Genomic DNA, 18,585 nt, shown 5'->3' on the forward strand with positions numbered 1-18,585 from the left:
CATGCGGTCTTTCGGTATTATAAATCGTTAACCATTCTTCGGTTATTCTCCTTGCTTGTGCTAAGTTGTTAAAAAGATATAAATCGAGTACTTCAGTACGATAGGTACGATTAAATCGTTCAATATAGCCATTTTGATAAGGACTACCGGGCTGGATATAATCAATGGCTATATCATGTGATTTAGCCCAGTTTATAAAGGTTTTTCCTGTAAATTCTGGCCCATTATCGACCCGTATTTTTAATGGATACCCATGATATTCGGCCAGTTTATCTAAATAACGGGTAATTCTCCCTGCCGGTAAGCTTACTGCAATATCAATGCCTAGCGCCTCACGATTAAAGTCATCGATGACATTGAATGTCCTAAAGCGACGTTGATTACAACTACTGTCACTCATAAAATCCATTGACCAACATTCACCTTGTTTATTGGGTGCTGATAGCCTTTCTGGGTTTCGTGGAGGAATGCGTTTTTTACGCTTTACCCTGAGATTAAGCTTTAATTCACAATACACCCGATACACTCGTTTATGGTTCCATTTATAGCCGAGCTTTCTGATACGATTAAAGCATTTAGGAAAGCCCCAGCGTAAATGCCGGTCTGTGATAGCATTCAACACCGAAACAATCACCGAATCATCCAGTAACTTAGGTTGATAATAGTAAGCACAGAGGCTTAAGCCAACGATAGCACAGCTCATGGCAATAGTAACAGAATGACTTTCTTGCAATTGCACTGCCCAAGCTTTATTTTTGCTGTACTATTTTAGGGGATAGTTACAAAGTGATAACCAACAAAATCGTAAAGATATCGAGGGTTCTTGGGATAAAGGTACCTTTGATTCTCCAGAAGGCTCATTAAAATATCATTTCGATAAACACGGTAAAGAAGTTGGCGCTTTAACTCCTGAAGAATATTTACATAAAGCCAAAGTATTTTCCCAGAATTTAAAAAGTGCAAGAAAGGTAAAGATTAATACACCAACATATGGAGTGATCAGATATTATAAAAATGGAAGATATATCGATAAACTAGGTGATAAAATTATCTCATTTGGTAAACAATAAAGGAACTTAAATATGTGGCATGATTTAGTTATTGATAATGTGGTAAAAATTGAAAAAAATGTTGCAGAATTCGTTATTTGGATGCCTATTTTACCGTATGCAAAAATGAAAATTAAAATTTATGAAAGTCCCTCAAGACGATACACAGGTATGACTGATTTAGCTATAAAGCGTAAATTTGATGGATATCCTGAGAATGGCTTAGGAAGTGGGGATACAATTGAAGAAGCTTTAAAAAATACCATGAAAAATTTTAATGCAATGTTAACAGAAGATGGCTTCGAAGAGTTAACACCTGAAGATATTGAATATTCAGAGTGGTCTGATTTTTAGACCCCATCCTAGATTTTGTGTATTTTCAGTCAAAGGTGACAGTTAATTCTGTCACCAAATTCTATATTTAACACGCCCGATCTTGAAATCTCCTTTAACCGATTCATCTTGCGTACTTTCCAGCAAATAATCGCAGATGACATTCAATGATTAGTTATTCAATTTAGGATCTCACAAGATTATAAAACTATACCGTACTTTATTTGTTCCATCCCTCCTGTCAAGTGATAAGCCGTTATTGAATTCTAATAAAATGAAACGGTATAGAATCCTGAATTATTTTTACAAAACTAGTCACCTAAGTTAAAAAGCAAAAGGTAAAAAAGCGTGTCGGGGGAAAAATACGTTAGAATAACGAACTAAGGCAAAGTTATTTGTAACAAATTGATATATAATGAAAAATATTAAAACGGTCGGGCGCTGGATATAATACTGGAAAGGGAGCATATAGTACTAATAGCCTTGATTTTTTTCTAAGTTCATTACAAAAATCTTCAATCTGTTTACTTTTTTTTTGTAATGATCTCCAAGTTATATTATACCGATAAAAACATAAAAACTTATTAACAAATGATCTACAAAAACAGATTACTTAAGTATATACTCTTTATCAATTAAATTAGATTATCATGGTGTATGTTAGTCGTGGGTAATTTAATTGTCGGTATGTATTTTCGTCAATATTTTAAGGATCTTTTAGTATGATTTTAGGTAATATTAATCATTTAAGGTTAGTTCCTTATTTACCTTCCAAAATAAAACAATCTATTGAATATATTCAAGACAACGTTAATATTAATACACCTATAGGGCGCTATGATATTGATGGGGATAAGATGTTCTTTATGGTGTCTGATAGCCGAACGCGTCATATTTGTGATGCTAAGCCGGAATATCATGAAAAATATATCGATGTTCAGATTGTATTGGAAGGGCAAGAGGGGATGGCTGTGAGCACATTACCACCCTATACCAAAGTGTTAGACAATAAATTGGCAGAAAACGATATTGCTTTTGTTGAAACACCAAAAGAAGAAACCATGTTAATATTACAAGAAAATGATTTTATTGTGTTTTTACCCAATGAGGTACATAAGCCGCTTTGTGCAATTGATAGTAAGATTGCAACTGTCCGAAAAGTTGTGATAAAAATCGCATTGGATTATTTATAATCTGATTAAGGATAATAGTTATAATATGACAACTAAAATAGCGGTTATTGGTGAATGCATGATTGAACTGGCGATCAAACAAAATTCGACTGAGCGTAGTTTTGGCGGCGATACACTTAACACCGCTATTTATTTGTCACGTTTACTTAAAGATAATGATTTTGCAATTCATTATGTAACGGGAATTGGCACTGATCCTTTTAGCCAAGAGATGTTAGATAATTGGCAAAAAGAAAATATTCAAACTGATTTAGTGCAAAGAATGTCAGATAAGATGCCTGGTCTTTATACTATTGTGACCGATGAGCAGGGTGAGCGTTCTTTTTATTATTGGCGTAATGACGCTGCAGCTAAATTTTGGTTGCAAACAGCCGAAACAGATAAGATAACGCAGCAAATTGCTCAGTATGATTATGTGTATTTGAGTGGTATTAGTATCGCTATTTTAGATGCTGAAAGCATCCTTAAATTATTAGAACTTTTAAAATGTGTTAAGGCCAATGGTGGTAAAGTTATTTTTGATAATAACTTCCGTCCACGTTTATGGCGTAGCCTTGATTTGGCTCGTAGTGTTTATGCCGATATTCTTAGCCTTACTGATATTGCATTTTTGACGCTAGATGACGAAGATTTGTTATGGGGCAAATTGCCTTATGATCAAGTTATTGAACGTACAAAAAAATTTGGCGTAACTGAAATTATTATTAAACGAGGCAGTGATAGCTGTATTATTGATTCAGCTGAAGGTCGTTTTGACGTTCCGGCTAATAAAATAGCTAAAGACAAAGTGATTGATACTACCGCTGCAGGAGATTCTTTCAGTGCTGGCTATCTTGGTGCGCGTTTACATGGAAGCAGCCCATCACAATCAGCATTACAGGGTCACTTGGTGGCTGGTACGGTTATACAATATCGCGGTGCAATTATCCCTGTCGAAGCCACGCCGAAATTAATAGAATTAAGTCAATAGATTAAGTTTATTCAGCGAAAAACGGTTAGTCATGGCCGTTTTTTGTTCTAGTTTTAGAAACTAATATTTTCAGTTTATATTCTTGTCAAAAAGTTTCAGAAAAGACCATGTTTTAATATAAAATTGGTCAAGTAATAGATTCATTTATATAGTTGTATATTTCATCAAATGTTACTGGTATAATATACAGTTGATTTTCTATTCATTTAGTTTAAAAACACACATAAGAAGAGATCTATGTCAATCAAAGATATCGATATTCGTGGCGCTCGCACGCACAATCTAAAAAACATTAATGTAACCATTCCAAGAGATAAGTTAGTTGTTATCACCGGTCTTTCGGGATCAGGTAAATCTTCGTTAGCATTTGATACTCTCTATGCTGAAGGGCAACGACGTTATGTTGAATCGTTGTCGGCGTATGCTCGTCAGTTTTTATCATTGATGGAAAAACCTGATGTCGATCATATTGAAGGTTTATCGCCAGCTATTTCGATTGAGCAAAAATCGACTTCACATAATCCTCGCTCGACAGTTGGAACTATCACTGAAATTTATGATTACTTACGTTTGCTTTTTGCCCGAATTGGTGAACCTCGTTGCCCTAATCATCATTTACCATTAGCAGCACAAACGGTATCACAAATGGTCGATAGTATTATGGGATTACCTACTGAAAATCGTTATATGCTGCTAGCACCTGTGGTCACCGAACGTAAAGGTGAATTTGTTAAATTATTTGAGCAACTAGCAGCTAGTGGTTATATTCGGGTAAGAGTAGATGGTGATGTCTATGATCTTTCTGATCCACCCATTCTTGAACTGCAAAAAAAACATACCATTGAGGTTGTTGTTGACCGTTTCCGTATTCGTGATGATTTAAAGCTTCGTTTGGCCGAGTCGATTGAAACCGTGCTTTCGATCACTAATGGTATTGTTAAAGTGGCAAATTTGGATGATCCTCAAGCTGAAGAATATCTGTTTTCGGCTAATTTTGCCTGCCCAATTTGTGGTTATAGTATTTCAGAGTTAGAGCCTCGATTATTTTCGTTCAATAACCCAGCTGGCGCATGCCCTGAGTGTGATGGTTTGGGCGTGCAACAATATTTTGATCAAAAGCGTATCGTGCAAATGCCAGAAGTTTCGTTAGCTGCTGGTGCGATTAAAGGTTGGGATCGTCGTAACTTTTACTATTTCCAGATGCTAAAATCATTAGCGGAACATTATAAATTTGATATTGATAAACCCTATGAAAAATTACCTGAAAAGGTAAAAGATATTTTATTAAATGGTTCAGGTAATACCGAAATCCAATTTATCTACACCAATGATCGTGGTGATGTGGTTAAACGTAAACATCCGTTTGAAGGCATCATCAATAACTTAGCTCGTCGGTATAAAGAAACTGAATCACAAACTATTCGTGAAGATTTAGCCAAATATATTAGCCATCGACCTTGCCCTTGTTGTGGCGGTTCAAGGTTGTGTACAGCAGCAAGAAATGTATTTATTAATGATACTAATCTACCGGCCATTAGTGATTTAAGCACTCAAAAAGCGAAAGATTTTTTCGATCAGTTGTCATTAACAGGGCAACGAGCTCAAATTGCCGAAAAAATCTTAAAAGAGATCAACGACCGTTTACAATTTTTGATTAATGTTGGGCTTAACTATTTAACACTTTCACGCTCAGCTGAAACCTTATCAGGAGGAGAAGCGCAACGTATTCGATTAGCTAGCCAAATTGGTGCGGGGCTGGTTGGTGTGATGTATGTATTAGATGAGCCTTCTATCGGATTGCATCAGCGCGATAACACTCGTCTAATTGACACTTTAACGCATTTACGTGATTTAGGTAATACTGTCATTGTGGTTGAACATGATGAAGAAGCAATTATGGCTGCTGATTATGTGATTGATATTGGACCTGGAGCAGGGGTTCATGGTGGTGAAGTTGTTGCGCAAGGTACGCCTAAGCAGATTATGGCATGTAAAAAATCTTTAACAGGCCAATACTTATCTGGTAAAGAAAAGATTGAAATTCCAACTGCGCGCACTAAAGTTGATAAGAAAAAAATATTATCACTTATTGGCGCTACCGGAAATAACCTTAAAGATGTAACATTAAATATTCCGGTTGGATTATTTACTTGTATTACTGGTGTATCAGGTTCAGGTAAATCAACACTAATTAATGATACGTTATATCCTCTTGCACAAAATGAACTCAATGGTGCCGAAAAAACAGAAATAGCGCCATATCAAGCCATTAAAGGGCTTAACCATTTTGATAAGGTCATTGCGATCGACCAAAGTCCAATCGGGCGTACACCGCGTTCTAATCCTGCAACTTATACTGGATTTTTTACTTCTATCCGTGAACTTTATGCTGGTGTACCAGAATCCCGCGCACGAGGCTATAATCCTGGGCGATTTAGTTTTAATGTTAAGGGAGGACGATGTGAAGCTTGCCAAGGTGATGGTTTAATTAAAGTTGAAATGCACTTTTTGCCGGATATTTATGTTCCTTGTGATCAGTGTCATGGCGCTCGTTATAATCGTGAAACCTTAGAGATCAAATATAAAGGTAAGTCTATTAACGAGATTTTGAATTTGACAGTTGAAGAAGGGCGTGAATTTTTTGATGCAGTACCGATGATTGCTCGTAAATTACAAACCCTAATTGATGTAGGTCTTTCTTATATTACCATTGGGCAATCAGCAACAACATTATCAGGTGGTGAGGCACAACGTGTAAAACTTGCAAAAGAATTATCGAAGCGAGATACTGGACGCACTTTATATATATTAGATGAACCAACAACAGGTCTACATTTTGCTGATGTTAAACAATTACTAGCGCAATTGCATTCATTGCGAGATAAAGGCAATACAATTGTTGTGATTGAGCATAATTTGGATGTGGTTAAAACAGCTGATTGGATAGTTGATTTAGGTCCAGAAGGGGGTAATGGTGGGGGAGAGATTATTGCCGAAGGGACACCTGAAGAGGTTGCTAAATCTAAACATTCCTACACTGGAAAATATTTAAAACCGTTGTTGGAAAAATAATAAACTAAGTAGGATTGTATTATTACTACTTAGCGTAGATAGAACGGGCAAGGTATGACGTCTGTTCTATTATACTTTACCAGCAAGTAGAGTCAGATACAGGTTTTAAGGTGCTGATTAGCATTTAGCGTTCGATTATTAAAGGCGGCAAATGAAAGGAGTGATATTGTGGCATTTCAAATGGTATTAATGATCATAATGGCCTATTTTTTGGGATCGCTTTCTGGTGCAATGATTATTAGCCATATCATGCATTTGCCTAATCCTTCAGAACATGGTTCGCACAATCCAGGGGCAACCAATATTTTACGGCTTAATGGTAAATTACCCGCCATTTTTGTTTTAATTTTTGATATGCTAAAAGGTACGATTCCGGTTTATATTTCTTATCGACTTGATATTCCTCCTTTCTTTTTAGGTATTATAGGTATTTTTGCTTGTTTAGGTCATATGTTTCCCTGTTTTTTTCATTTTCGTGGTGGTAAAGGTGTTGCCACTGCGTTAGGTATGATGGTCCCCATAGGATTTGATTTTACAGGTTGCTTTATTTTAACTTGGTTACTTACATTATTTATCACTGGGTATTCTTCTGTTGCAGCAATAGTTGGTTTTCTTATGGCGCCATTTTATGTTTGGCTATTCAAACCTGAGCTTACTTTACCTGTTGCTATGCTTTCTTGTTTGATTATCATTCGTCATAATAGTAATATTATGCGCCTTTTAAAGGGTGAAGAACCGAAAAGTTACTATCATAGCAAGAGTAAACAATAGTCTAAAATTTATATGCAATCAGTATTAATTTAACGATTGTTTCTGAAAACAGTTGTCGCTATGCATTATTTTAACTATTAATTTTCTGTAAGTTTTTTTCAACTTTCATTATTATTAAATTAAACAACTAAAATAATTCTTGTTTGATAGATTATTGAAAAAAGGTATTATTAACTTAAAATTTAAATATGTGAGAATCAAATAATACATGCAAATAAGCCCATTATTAGAATCGCTTATAGAAGCACTGCGTTGTTTACCGGGCGTTGGTCCCAAATCGGCACAACGAATGGCCTTTCATTTATTGCAACGCAATCGACAAGGTGGAATAAAATTAGCTCATGAGCTACATGAAGCGATGATAAATATAGGTCATTGCAAAGAGTGTCGAACTTTTACCGAACAAGAAATCTGTGCTATTTGTGCAAATGTTCGTCGTCAAAATAGTGGGCAGCTTTGCGTTGTCGAAACTCCCGCAGATATAGTTGCCATAGAACAAACTGGACAATATAGTGGTCGTTATTTTGTATTGTTAGGCCATTTATCGCCATTAGACGGTATCGGTCCTAGCGATATTGGTCTTGATTTATTGAAAAACAAGTTAGCGTCAGAATCAATCAACGAAGTTATTTTAGCCACTAATCCCACCGTTGAAGGTGATGCAACCGCCAATTATATTGCGCAAATGTGTGTGCAGTTTAATGTGACAGCAACAAGAATCGCTCATGGTGTTCCAGTTGGTGGTGAACTTGAAATGGTGGATGGCACTACCTTATCGCATTCATTTGTTGGGCGTCAAAAAATTGAATTTTAAATTTATTGAAGTTCTAATACTCAGCTAATTTTTATAACAAAGATTAGAAATAAAAAAGGGGATTATATGAAGTATAAAGCGGTTGCTTTTGATATGGATGGCACGTTACTAGCCAGTAATCGTTTAGTTTTGCCAGAAACTGTCGAGATGATAAAAAAAATCAGTGCTAAAGGTGTGAAAGTCATTTTAGTATCAGGGCGTCACCATTCTGTAATTTATCCTTATTACTATCAACTCAAATTATCAACCCCCGCAATTTGTTGTAATGGATCTTATCTTTATAATTTTGAAAAACAAAATGCTTTTGCTGCTAAACCAATGACTAAAGATCAAGCAAGAATGCTATTAAAACTAGTTAACCAATATGGTATCCATACTTTAGTTTATACTGATCAAATGATGACTTATGAAGTGTTAGATGATCATCTAGAAGGCTTTTTTAAATGGGTCAAAACATTGCCCGATTTTTTACAGCCAGAAATCAAAAAAGTAGCGAGTTTTGAAAACGTGATTGATCAATCTGGTGCTATTTTTAAATTTGCAACCAGTAGCCATAACCTTCCTGCTCTACGACAATTCTCAAATGCGGTAGATGCATTAGATGTGTTCTCGTGTGAATGGTCTTGGTCAAATCGAGCAGATGTTGCGATTAAAGGTAATACTAAAGGAAATGGTTTAACGCATTGGGCTGAGCATGAAAATATTGATTTAAGCGAAATAGTCGCTTTTGGTGATAGTTATAATGATATTAGTATGTTATCTATTGCTGGATTAGGGATTGCTATGGGGAATGCCGATGATGGAGTAAAAGCAAAAGCAAGTTACGCTATTGGCGATAATAATAGCCCAAGTATAGCTGCTGAACTTGAAAGGCTATTTCTCTAATTGATTTTCAATAAAATAGACTATGTTTGAAATTCTCTATCATGATAATGCTTTAATTGCGATTAACAAACCATCGGGTTGGCTTGTGCATCGCAGTTGGTTAGATAAAAAAGAAACAGTTGTTGTTATGCAAACGTTACGAGATCAGATTGGCCAACATGTTTTTCCTGTGCATAGACTAGATAGGCCAACATCTGGTGTGTTGCTGTTTGCCCTTTCTAGTGATGTAGCAAGGCTCGTGTCAGAACAATTTGCCACAAAACAAATTGAGAAAACGTATCATGCTGTTGTGCGTGGTTATCTTGAGGGTGAATCTGCGATCGATTACCCTTTAGTTGAAGAATTAGATAAAATTGCTGACAAATTATCTGATAAAAATAAGCCAGCACAAGATGCAGTCACTTTTTATAAATCTATTAGCAAAATTGAAGTGCCGGTTAAGGTTGGTAAATTTGAAACAGCAAGATATAGTTTTGTTGAATTAAAACCACAAACAGGGCGTAAGCACCAATTGCGTCGTCATATGAAACATATCTTTCATCCTATTTTGGGAGACAGTAAGCATGGCGATCTTCATCAAAACCGTGCTTTTACCAACTATTTTGGCGTTAAACGCTTGATGTTACATGCGAGTAGGTTAGAGATTTCTCATCCTCTTAACCATAAACCAATCGCTATTGAAGCTAAATTAGATCAAAATTGGCAAGATATCCTTGTAAATTTTAAAAAGTAATGTTTCAAAATAAAGTTGCTTTGCGATTATCTTATTACATAGTATTATTTTACCTCTTTCCTTTGATGCTATCTGTATAATTTAATCGACAGGAAAGAATGTAAAATATTTTATAAATTAAATTTGATAATGGAAATAAAAATGAAATTACTAATGAAATTCTTAAGCGTTTTTTTATTGGCACTTATTGTTACAGCGTGTTCGACTGAAGATACTCCAGAAAAAGTATCTGAAAAATTTATCACAGCAATTTATAAAGGTGATACAGATACCGTTATGAATTTGATCAATTTCCCTAAAAATGATAATCACAAAGATATGGATATGGCAATGTTAGTGAAAAGCAAAATGCAAGAAGCGCTTCAACAAGGGAAAAAATTTGCTGATGAACATGGCGGCCTTGATAAAGTTGAGTCTGCTCCTGCAGAATATACTAATGATGAAAAAACCATGGCTAAAGTAAAAACGACTGTTTTTTTCAAAGATAATACTAAAAAAGATGAAAGTAGCCTATCAGTAATCAAAACTGATAACAAATGGATGATTAATCTTAAATAAAAGATAATATAGCAATGTTATATTAGAAAGGGTAGATACTAATTTATCCTTTCTAGTTAAGAATGAATTTTGATGAACTACTGTCGTTTTTTCTCGATTATTTTTATTATGCTGGCAACGGTTGTTTTTGCTAATGAGTCTATTTATTCTTCAAATTCAACCTCTAAATTGCCTTATTCAGTAAAAGTAGGGGATTGGATTTTTAGAAAAGGTATACAAACCGATAGCCTTATTGTTAAACAATTAGGTGGTGGTGATTTTTCACATATTGGCATGATTATATCGACTAATCCCGAAATTAAAATTATTCATGCGACCACGAGTGATGATGACAAATTTCCTAATCAAGTGATTGTATCGACCTTACCCGAGTTCATAGCTCCTGAATTAGCCGAAAAATATGCTATAGCAAGACCTAATTTTTTATCTGATGTACAACAACAGCAAATTGTTAGTGATCTTTTAACAAAGCAAGGTAAAGCCTTTGTCTTAGCTCCTCGTGAACAGCCACATCTTTATTGTACAACGTTACTTTTTGACTCCATCACTAAATTCTATCCCAATTTCAAAGTTGAATGGAAGTTTACTGACTTTCCATTATTAAGTGGTGTTTATTTATTCCCTAACGCATTTGCAAATTATCCAGATATTACTTGGATCTATAAATATCCAGAAGCACCGTAATAACTTCTTGTCATGAAAGCTATACGAGTTGATCTAGCATGAAATAAAATTTAACCGTATTTAGTGCGATATTTGTTCGTAGACAATGCTGTGTACCTAGGCTATAGTTAGATTTCAATATTATACGAGGTGTCTAGTAATAGGTTATAAAAGCATTTAATTTATTATTAAATATATTTAATAATAAATTGGTTAATAACAATAAAATTAGATTAATAAGATCTCGCTATAGAGTAAAAGACACCCTTATAGCGCCGATAGTTGCACTTTTCATTTATAATGTATTAAGTTTTTAAAACTTGTGTCCAAAGTAAATAGATTTTTAATAATCAAATAAAAAAAGAAGTGACTGCTGTAATTATAATCTATTTGAACTTGACGACTAATAAAGCCAATGCTAATATTTGCAACCTATTCAGATAGACCTGTACGGCGCGTTGGCAGAGTGGCCATGCTGCGGATTGCAAATCCGTCTACCTCGGTTCGACTCCGGGACGCGCCTCCATTAAAATCAATGACTTATCTAACAATTTCTTAAGTATATAACAATAAGTGGCGGTAAAATGGCGGTGCAATTTTTTTATAATCGTATATAATCCGTTTCCTACCATTTCAAAATAAAATTCATTGACATTGATATGCTCTTTCGATAGATTAGCTGTGTGCTAGCAAAATCTAGTGCCAAGTTTCGCAGCTTGTAACTCTATAAGGAGCATAACCGCTCAAAGCGGTATTTTTATGCTTAAAGCCTAGCTACGCCTTTTCAATGGTGGGCTAAGTGAGGAAGCCGAAAGGCTAGCCGTGTTCCTTGTAGAGCGGTACTGCGAACCTTGCTTAGTTCACCTCCAGATTTCGCAGATTTGGACGTGATTAATTATAATTAATCAACAAGGAAATAAGCATGAAAAAGAATGTTCCCCAACAAAAGTTTAACTCTATTGAAACATCAGAAATAAGTATTGATGGTTATTGCAAATTAGAGCAAGCCGAATTAATTACCCGCCTATCCATTAACGCAGATTTAGATAAAAATGAAACCAGGCTCGCAATGTGTTGTGTTTCGGATCTTTTATACGATGCCATTAATCAAGTACAATAATTAGCTTGGTTTTATAGAAAGTTAAATTATGTCATTTGCTTAAGATTTCAGTTTATAATATAAATATCTATATGATTTTTATATAGATATTTATTTTTGTTTTTATAAAAGTTGTTTGAAAATTTCACCTAAAATAAAAATATTGTTATTATTCATTATATTAGTTATTAGCTCCGATCTTTTTTATAAGTTAAAAACTGAAAAATATTGAAAAGTATTTCTTTTATTTCAGTTTTATACGATCCTTTAAGATCCTTTTTTTAATAAGCCTTTGAGCTTTGTTTTGTAATAAAATCCAACTGAAAAAAATTTCATGCAAAAACCCTGTAGGCGGGTGCGGTGTAGCACAGATTAGGTCACCCGATCGATTTTGTCCCCCGATTGTTTATTTTTAATAATTCAGATATGAAAATAGCCAATAGTTCAAGTGTGTTATTGATTTATTTTGGTTTTGTTTAAAAAATTTTGAGTAAAATGTTGACTTTGTAGGTAGGTGCATTTATAATTATAAACATCAGCGGGGTGCTGATGAAGCAAACCCCCAGCTTTCGATGGGGGCTTAAGGGAGAAAGAAGATGATTCGGATCTTAATTCTCTTGGTTCTATTAACGGTATCATTACCAGTTTACTAGTTCCAATCAAAGGCGAGGTCGCACCCTCGCCGGCGACCTTAATATAACAACTGATTGACAAAAAATCAAGGTGGAACACATGGCGTTATCAAGAGCTGAAATTCAAAAAAGAAGTGATGAAAAAAGAGGAGTAAAACCAAAAGGGTATAAATTGTCAATTAATACAATAGAAATGATTACAGAGTTAAGCAAAAGTACAGGCAAATCGCAAGGCATGATTATCGAAGAAGCAATAAAGCTATATAAAGATTCACTATAAAAAAGCCCACAGCTGTGGGCGAGGGCACAACGTATTATTTTGCTATGACGGGAGAGTATTTTTTATCTAGATTTATTGCGTCCGTTTTAACGCCAGTAATTGCGCCGGCATTGATTGGCGCGCTAGTGTTCGGGTGTGTATGCTGCGCTGTCAAATCGGCTAGCCGCTCAATAAGCTCTAACGTGTCTAACATCAATTGCGATACATTTATCTCACCACTACCGATCCAAACCTGCGGTGCTATAATCTCTTGTTTCACCCCCGCAATGCTTTGGCGAATTGTTTTAATCTGTTCTTTGATTTCGCTGGCCGTGATATCAATTTTATTTTTTACTGATATCGTTTGATTTCCGTTTATTGTTAATGAATAATTATTAGCAACAAACTGCACAAAATTCGAATTAGTCCCAATTGTATAATCTTTTAGTGCAAGCTGCGTTATAGTGTTCGCAGATAACCTATAATTACTGTACGTGTTGATAGTATAATTAGCGTTAACTGTTGTTATTTTCGTTGTTGTTTTTTCAGTTGATGAATCGCTATTTAAACAATAATCACGGGCGTTATCTGTCACAGTTTGATCGCTTTCACGTATCATATTACCGACATCGTCAATCTTGGTAAAAACCTCTGCACGTTGTTGCAATAAATGCTCATTTTTTTTTATGTTTGGCATTGTCTTATTGTTTGGGTAGATATTGCGTATAACTGGCTGATCGGGCTTACCGTTAATAAAGCCAATTTCGACTTCTGCACCCTCCTCCGGGTAGTGATATGAGCCACCCTCAGATCCGATATTTGTCACTGGCAACGGTACCGCTTTATAAACTGGCGTCGCTGACTCTTTACCGTTCTCGTCCAGCAATTGTACATTTACCGCATATTTGGGGCGAAATGGGGTAGAGATATCACCTAGATTGGTTTCGTCCGAAATTGCCACCACTTTCGCCATTTTTGACAGATGATAGCCGTCTGCCAGTTCTGGGAATTCTTTTTCAATTTGTCGCCGTGCTGCCGACTTTTTCCCCGCGACGTCATCAAAGGTTATTGTCATGTTATCGTTAATCAGATTGACAATAGAGACCTTTTTACCGTTGATTTTAACGCCCGGGCGAAGTTTTGGTACTAATGGAATTTCAACAATGTTAGATCCGGCGGTTGAAGATGCGATTTTATTTAAATTATCGCCGAGTTTGATATTTTTATCATTAAAATAGCTATCGTTATAGCTGCCACAGTAAATTTTACCGGTTGGCGTTTGAAAAAAGGTATATTCTGGGATATTGAAAGCACGTCCGATCTCTTGTAACAAATGATAGCCAGTTCCTGCGTGTTTAAAGTGTGGGATTTTTGTATTAACATAATCAGCGGCCGGCAAATTAAACTGCAACCCGTTTTTTGATGTTAGATATCCAGTAACCGTTTTTAGTGTCGGATGCTGAAATGAACAATCAATTGTTTGCTTATAACAACCGATTAATTCACGTATAAACAACTTTTTGGCGTTGTGTGCTGCTGTTTGTTCGCTTTCAACAAAACCCGTAAAAAATCTTTGCAAGTCATTACCGTACCCAAGATTAATTTTTATTACTTTGTTCTTAAGTGATGTTTTATCTTTTTCGGGAATAGTAATAAAACCGCGTCCGCAAGCGTTCAACTCTAACACAATGTTACAATCAATAATTTGAACACGTTCGTTATTGATAATTGCATATTTATTAATCTTCATATTTACCCCTACTGTAATGCATCATTAAACACCCCGAGAATTTGTTCAACTTTGCCAGTTTGGGCGTTTTCGTCCTGCTCGCCCGGCATTTCTTCAATTATTGCGCCGACGCTCTCGTCACCGTTTTCAACTGCTCGTTGTTGTGCCCGTGCTTCTCTTTTTTCAGGTACTGATTTACGCTCCGACAAGGTAAAGTTAACTTGCCATGCTAATAGCGTGGAATGAGGAGAAACCGAAACTTTGCCACTAAAAACCGCTTCACGTAAATTTATAACGTTAGCCGTTGCATTGGCTACACGATACAGCTTTTTAGCTCCGCCTTTTTCGGTTTGATATGACAACTCAATCAATCGACTTAAGCGATCCGGCGTTGAATATTCAATCAATCCATTAACGCTTAATTTTTTGGGTTTGATACCTTTTTCACTGCTGTTAGTCGATGACGACTGCCCGCTTTGGTCTTCTTCGGGCAAATCATACTCGGCAGAAATTGACGGGTTTTTTAATATAATGGATTCACCGTCTAACGCCAACACAATATTATCAACGCTTCCCGCAGATCCGCTATTGTTAATCGATGAGTTTTCTATCATGTACTAAATCCAATATTGGTTTTAAGTTGTTATCTGAAAACGCTAACAAAAATGTAAAAATATGTTCCTTATTCGGCAACTCTTTATAGAGATCACACGGCAAACCATAAAAAAATGTTATATCAATACTACCGCCAGTTAATGACGCCGCATTGCTCGCAACTTTGTTTAAAACCGCTTCTTTTTGCTGGGCAAACTGCTGTAATTCACTCATCACACTATTTATTGACGCCTTTACGTCTTTTTGTGCTGCTTTTAATGTTTGACTGTTAACAATTGCACGTGTATTGCTTGATGATAATTGCTTTACAACTTTACGATCAACCGGATTCGGTATAACCATTTTTGTTACATCTAAATCTTGCACTGTTTTAGCCGTTCTCAGTGCTCGATTGATTTCCGGCAAATCCCAGCATTGACTTAATGCCGTCAATTGACTGATAAACCCGGTTTCTGTTACAGATGATATCAATATAACAGCAACAGGCGTTATGCTGTCGATTTTGCTTTGCAGCGCTTTAATTGATTCTTCGGGTGATAAAAATTTGCTATTAGTGATTTTGTATGGCTCAATTGCTACAACCTCAAAATTCATCTGTTGATATTTTGCTAATGAAAATGTTTTATCACACCACACGATCGATTACTCCGGTTTTTCTGGCCACATTATTTTTGTTTGCGTTACATCAATATCATTCAACAAAATACGGTATTTTTTCCAGCGTTTCAGCTGTTCTTCTTCATTAGACTTCTGCATATCTAGCTCAATAATATCCTGTAGCAATGATATTTTTTTGCTCGCCTCATCAAACAATGAATTTTTAATTGATTGATTCTGATAGTGAATATCTGCCGGCCTCGGCTTAACTAATTTAAATGCTTCTTTTTCTGTTATCGCAATTTGATCCGGCGGAATAAATCCGTCTTGCGAACCATCTGCGCAGTACGCATAAACTTGATTACTATTATCTTTATAATATTTCATGATTTCACCTCAACTCAAACCATCTCGTTAAATCCCCGTATCCCGATACTTTATATGTACAACCCGCAGGGATCGGCATATACATAGTCACGGTTTTAGCGCTACCGCTGCCGGCGCCGCCCGCAGATGCAAAAAATTCCATTCCGTTAATTGACAGTGTCATATGAGTTTCAGTTCCGGACCAATTATGATACATTGAAATCATTACAAAAATAGGCCGCCCCGTTGTATTTGTATAAACTATATTTACTCCTCGTTGCCCCATTACGTTATACCAATTTTGCGGGGGAGGAGGGGCTGGCAAATAGGAATTAATATTTGCTGTTGTGATCTGTTCAACCCATGCCTCCCAGCGCCCGTCATTTGCTGTACCGCGGTAATTTCGAATAAATTGGCGCCCAGATCTATATAATGTATATATTTGCGCGCAGCCTTCGCCGCCGTCTCCCTCTGTCCTCAGAACAGTCAACGCGCCCGCGTCTAGCGTAGGATAACCATTTTCAAATGATGTTTTCTGGTTTGAATTTTGAAAATAAACGCCGTGAGACGTTGCACCTAAGTTGTTTAAATTTCGGTCACCCAGATTTCCGCGGAATGGAAATTCATCACCCCGCAGCACAGCAAGGTTTGCTGTGTTTTGTGCGGTATTTGATGTTGTTATTGCTGTGCTAGCTGTTCGTTTTGCATCTAATGCTAGATCACTGATTTTTTTAACTGCTAGCAATGTTGCAGCCTCGGTTTCTGATGTGCTGTTAATTTCTGAGCTGAGTTTAACGATGCCCGTTTTTTCAGTCGTTGCATGATCGTACGTTGTGATAAATGACTTCGGCTTAACAACAACTAACTTACCGCCCGCATCAACTGATGCTACACGTTCGACGTAGTGTTTAAATCCATTTTTTTCGTAATCACGTAAATTAGTGCCCGAAATCAAATTATAACTTACCGACCATTCACCGGTTACAGTACCGGTTAGCCAAGCATCAATATATAACGATTGATTGTTTTCAACTTTTATTGATGCTTGAGCTGTGTGATTAACTCGTAAACCGGCAACATATGCAAGCCCTGCAGATACTGTTAATTGATTATTATCCTGAGTTATTGTAAAACCGTTATGAACTGCTAATCGATTATATAAATCATAATTAGTTAATCGAATACGTTCATCTTCGCCAGCCAATCGTTTTGAATAATCGATCTGCCATGTCTGAGCATTGACCGTAATACCGGTCGATTCAGATGCATTATCAATTTCTAACCAAATCGACTCTGTTATCGTATTACCCTGACGTTGTCCGGCAGTTTTTATTTTTCGTGTTAAATCAGTATGCATCACCATGCATAGCGTGTTAGTTTCAGAGTTCGCCAGCCCGATGTAGTTAAACGAAAAATCACCGACACTAGTGTCTAGAATAACAGAATAAACAACTGTTCTATCGTTCAATAACCCAGACTGCGTTACCGGTGCTGTATGTACGATTTGACTTGCGTCAGGCATTGAACCGTTTAAATCGATTTCAGTGTCGCCATTAATTCCGCTAATATTTGCAAAAATCACTTGATCCAATTTTATCGGTTGTGACTCGCTTAACTGTTTTATAAAAAATTGCTCACCACTTTTTATTATTGCTGTTTTGCTCATTGCTGTACTCCATATTCTTTTACTTCACCAAATCCGCCCACTCTTAAAATTACCGTCGTCTGATGTATTCGTTTAAAATCAAATTTAGAACCGTTGTAATTTTGATTGTTATTAAACTCGCCGCACCTAAACTTTATCGGCTGCACGTGAACAATTTCAAAAAAATAACGCCGACAGGTTCGGCCGTATTGCCTGATAATTTCAGTTAACAAATCGCGGTTATTTGTTAACTGATTATCAGATAATCTCAAGATGATAACGTCCCAATCATAGCCGTACTGGCGTTCCAGTATTTGAACCGTGCCGATTTCTAGCCGCTCAAAAATGTTTTTGAAACCAGCAACGGATCCCGAATCTGCCGCATTGACGTATGCGTATTTAATACGTTTTCGATATAGTGCCAATGGCTCGTTATTTAGTCGTTTAACATCGCGTTGATATGCATATAAAAACAATAATCGCTCATCGCACGTTAATGGGTCGAACTGCATAATAGGGAACTTCAACCATTGATACATACGATCCCAGTACTTAACCGCCGCATTAGCCAGCTTTAACGGCTCGCCTCTATTCATCCACAC

Annotated in this window: 19 protein-coding genes and 1 tRNA gene; 13 read left to right on the forward strand and 7 right to left on the reverse strand. The window is 36.2% G+C overall.

Features of this window, described 5'->3' with window-relative positions; genetic code table 11:
- The coding region (locus ACYIAL_RS08005) for an IS3 family transposase (RefSeq protein ID WP_483751382.1) at window positions 1-739 on the reverse strand (739 nt) is incomplete at its 3' end.
- A 343-nt stretch (window positions 740-1,082) separates the two neighbouring features.
- On the opposite strand from ACYIAL_RS08005, the gene ACYIAL_RS08010 reads away from it, so the two are divergent.
- From ACYIAL_RS08010 to ACYIAL_RS08070, 13 genes are all read left to right on the forward strand, one after another.
- The gene (locus ACYIAL_RS08010) at window positions 1,083-1,403 is read left to right on the forward strand and encodes a hypothetical protein (RefSeq protein ID WP_065591031.1); all 321 of its coding nucleotides are present in this window, start codon (window positions 1,083-1,085) and stop codon (window positions 1,401-1,403) included.
- Window positions 1,404-2,104: 701 nt separating this feature from the next.
- Window positions 2,105-2,575, forward strand: a complete 471-nt coding sequence (locus ACYIAL_RS08015; RefSeq protein ID WP_174796864.1) for a NanQ anomerase/TabA/YiaL family protein — start codon at window positions 2,105-2,107, stop codon at window positions 2,573-2,575.
- Between the two features lie 25 nt (window positions 2,576-2,600).
- Window positions 2,601-3,545 (forward strand): 2-dehydro-3-deoxygluconokinase, encoded by a 945-nt coding sequence (gene kdgK / locus ACYIAL_RS08020; protein WP_483751383.1) that lies wholly within the window; start codon window positions 2,601-2,603, stop codon window positions 3,543-3,545.
- Window positions 3,546-3,788: 243 nt separating this feature from the next.
- Window positions 3,789-6,617 carry an excinuclease ABC subunit UvrA gene (gene uvrA / locus ACYIAL_RS08025; protein WP_174796997.1) on the forward strand — a complete coding sequence of 943 codons (2,829 nt, stop codon included), beginning with the start codon at window positions 3,789-3,791 and terminating at the stop codon, window positions 6,615-6,617.
- A gap of 180 nt (window positions 6,618-6,797) precedes the next feature.
- On the forward strand, window positions 6,798-7,388 hold the full coding sequence (gene plsY, locus ACYIAL_RS08030; protein WP_483747817.1) for a glycerol-3-phosphate 1-O-acyltransferase PlsY: 591 nt from the start codon (window positions 6,798-6,800) through the stop codon (window positions 7,386-7,388).
- 208 nt (window positions 7,389-7,596) lie between these two features.
- The gene (recR, locus tag ACYIAL_RS08035; RefSeq protein WP_483747735.1) at window positions 7,597-8,202 is read left to right on the forward strand and encodes a recombination mediator RecR; all 606 of its coding nucleotides are present in this window, start codon (window positions 7,597-7,599) and stop codon (window positions 8,200-8,202) included.
- Between the two features lie 66 nt (window positions 8,203-8,268).
- Window positions 8,269-9,087, forward strand: coding sequence for a pyridoxal phosphatase (locus ACYIAL_RS08040; protein ID WP_483747736.1), 819 nt, complete (start codon window positions 8,269-8,271; stop codon window positions 9,085-9,087).
- A 22-nt stretch (window positions 9,088-9,109) separates the two neighbouring features.
- Complete coding sequence (truC, locus tag ACYIAL_RS08045; RefSeq protein WP_483751384.1) at window positions 9,110-9,820, forward strand: tRNA pseudouridine(65) synthase TruC; 711 nt, start codon at window positions 9,110-9,112, stop codon at window positions 9,818-9,820.
- A 141-nt stretch (window positions 9,821-9,961) separates the two neighbouring features.
- Window positions 9,962-10,378: a DUF4878 domain-containing protein gene (locus ACYIAL_RS08050; protein ID WP_483747738.1), complete on the forward strand. Its 417-nt coding sequence runs from the start codon at window positions 9,962-9,964 to the stop codon at window positions 10,376-10,378.
- Between the two features lie 72 nt (window positions 10,379-10,450).
- Complete coding sequence (locus ACYIAL_RS08055) at window positions 10,451-11,062, forward strand: C40 family peptidase (protein ID WP_483747739.1); 612 nt, start codon at window positions 10,451-10,453, stop codon at window positions 11,060-11,062.
- 431 nt (window positions 11,063-11,493) lie between these two features.
- Window positions 11,494-11,567: transfer RNA gene (locus tag ACYIAL_RS08060), tRNA-Cys, on the forward strand.
- A gap of 396 nt (window positions 11,568-11,963) precedes the next feature.
- Window positions 11,964-12,161: a hypothetical protein gene (locus ACYIAL_RS08065; protein ID WP_296301966.1), complete on the forward strand. Its 198-nt coding sequence runs from the start codon at window positions 11,964-11,966 to the stop codon at window positions 12,159-12,161.
- Between the two features lie 711 nt (window positions 12,162-12,872).
- Window positions 12,873-13,052, forward strand: coding sequence for a ribbon-helix-helix domain-containing protein (locus tag ACYIAL_RS08070; RefSeq protein WP_483751385.1), 180 nt, complete (start codon window positions 12,873-12,875; stop codon window positions 13,050-13,052).
- Between the two features lie 34 nt (window positions 13,053-13,086).
- Here the strand turns inward: ACYIAL_RS08070 and ACYIAL_RS08075 are convergent, their stop codons facing one another.
- Genes ACYIAL_RS08075 through ACYIAL_RS08100 form a run of 6 tightly spaced genes read right to left on the reverse strand, consistent with a single transcriptional unit; the run spans window position 13,087 to window position 18,579 of the window.
- On the reverse strand, window positions 13,087-14,781 hold the full coding sequence (locus ACYIAL_RS08075) for a hypothetical protein (RefSeq protein WP_483751386.1): 1,695 nt from the start codon (window positions 14,779-14,781) through the stop codon (window positions 13,087-13,089).
- Window positions 14,782-14,789: 8 nt separating this feature from the next.
- Window positions 14,790-15,374: a baseplate complex protein gene (locus ACYIAL_RS08080; RefSeq protein ID WP_483751387.1), complete on the reverse strand. Its 585-nt coding sequence runs from the start codon at window positions 15,372-15,374 to the stop codon at window positions 14,790-14,792.
- The gene (locus tag ACYIAL_RS08085) at window positions 15,352-16,011 is read right to left on the reverse strand and encodes a hypothetical protein (RefSeq protein WP_483751388.1); all 660 of its coding nucleotides are present in this window, start codon (window positions 16,009-16,011) and stop codon (window positions 15,352-15,354) included. The genes ACYIAL_RS08080 and ACYIAL_RS08085 overlap by 23 nt, the downstream gene beginning before the upstream one ends.
- A gap of 6 nt (window positions 16,012-16,017) precedes the next feature.
- Window positions 16,018-16,359, reverse strand: coding sequence for a tail fiber assembly protein (locus ACYIAL_RS08090; protein WP_483751389.1), 342 nt, complete (start codon window positions 16,357-16,359; stop codon window positions 16,018-16,020).
- A 4-nt stretch (window positions 16,360-16,363) separates the two neighbouring features.
- The gene (locus ACYIAL_RS08095; RefSeq protein ID WP_483751390.1) at window positions 16,364-18,004 is read right to left on the reverse strand and encodes a phage tail-collar fiber domain-containing protein; all 1,641 of its coding nucleotides are present in this window, start codon (window positions 18,002-18,004) and stop codon (window positions 16,364-16,366) included.
- Window positions 18,001-18,579 (reverse strand): phage tail protein, encoded by a 579-nt coding sequence (locus ACYIAL_RS08100; protein ID WP_483751391.1) that lies wholly within the window; start codon window positions 18,577-18,579, stop codon window positions 18,001-18,003. Before ACYIAL_RS08100 ends, ACYIAL_RS08095 begins: the two co-directional genes overlap by 4 nt.
- Window positions 18,580-18,585 lie beyond the last annotated feature (6 nt).

The organism is Gilliamella sp. X-57 (assembly GCF_057063565.1).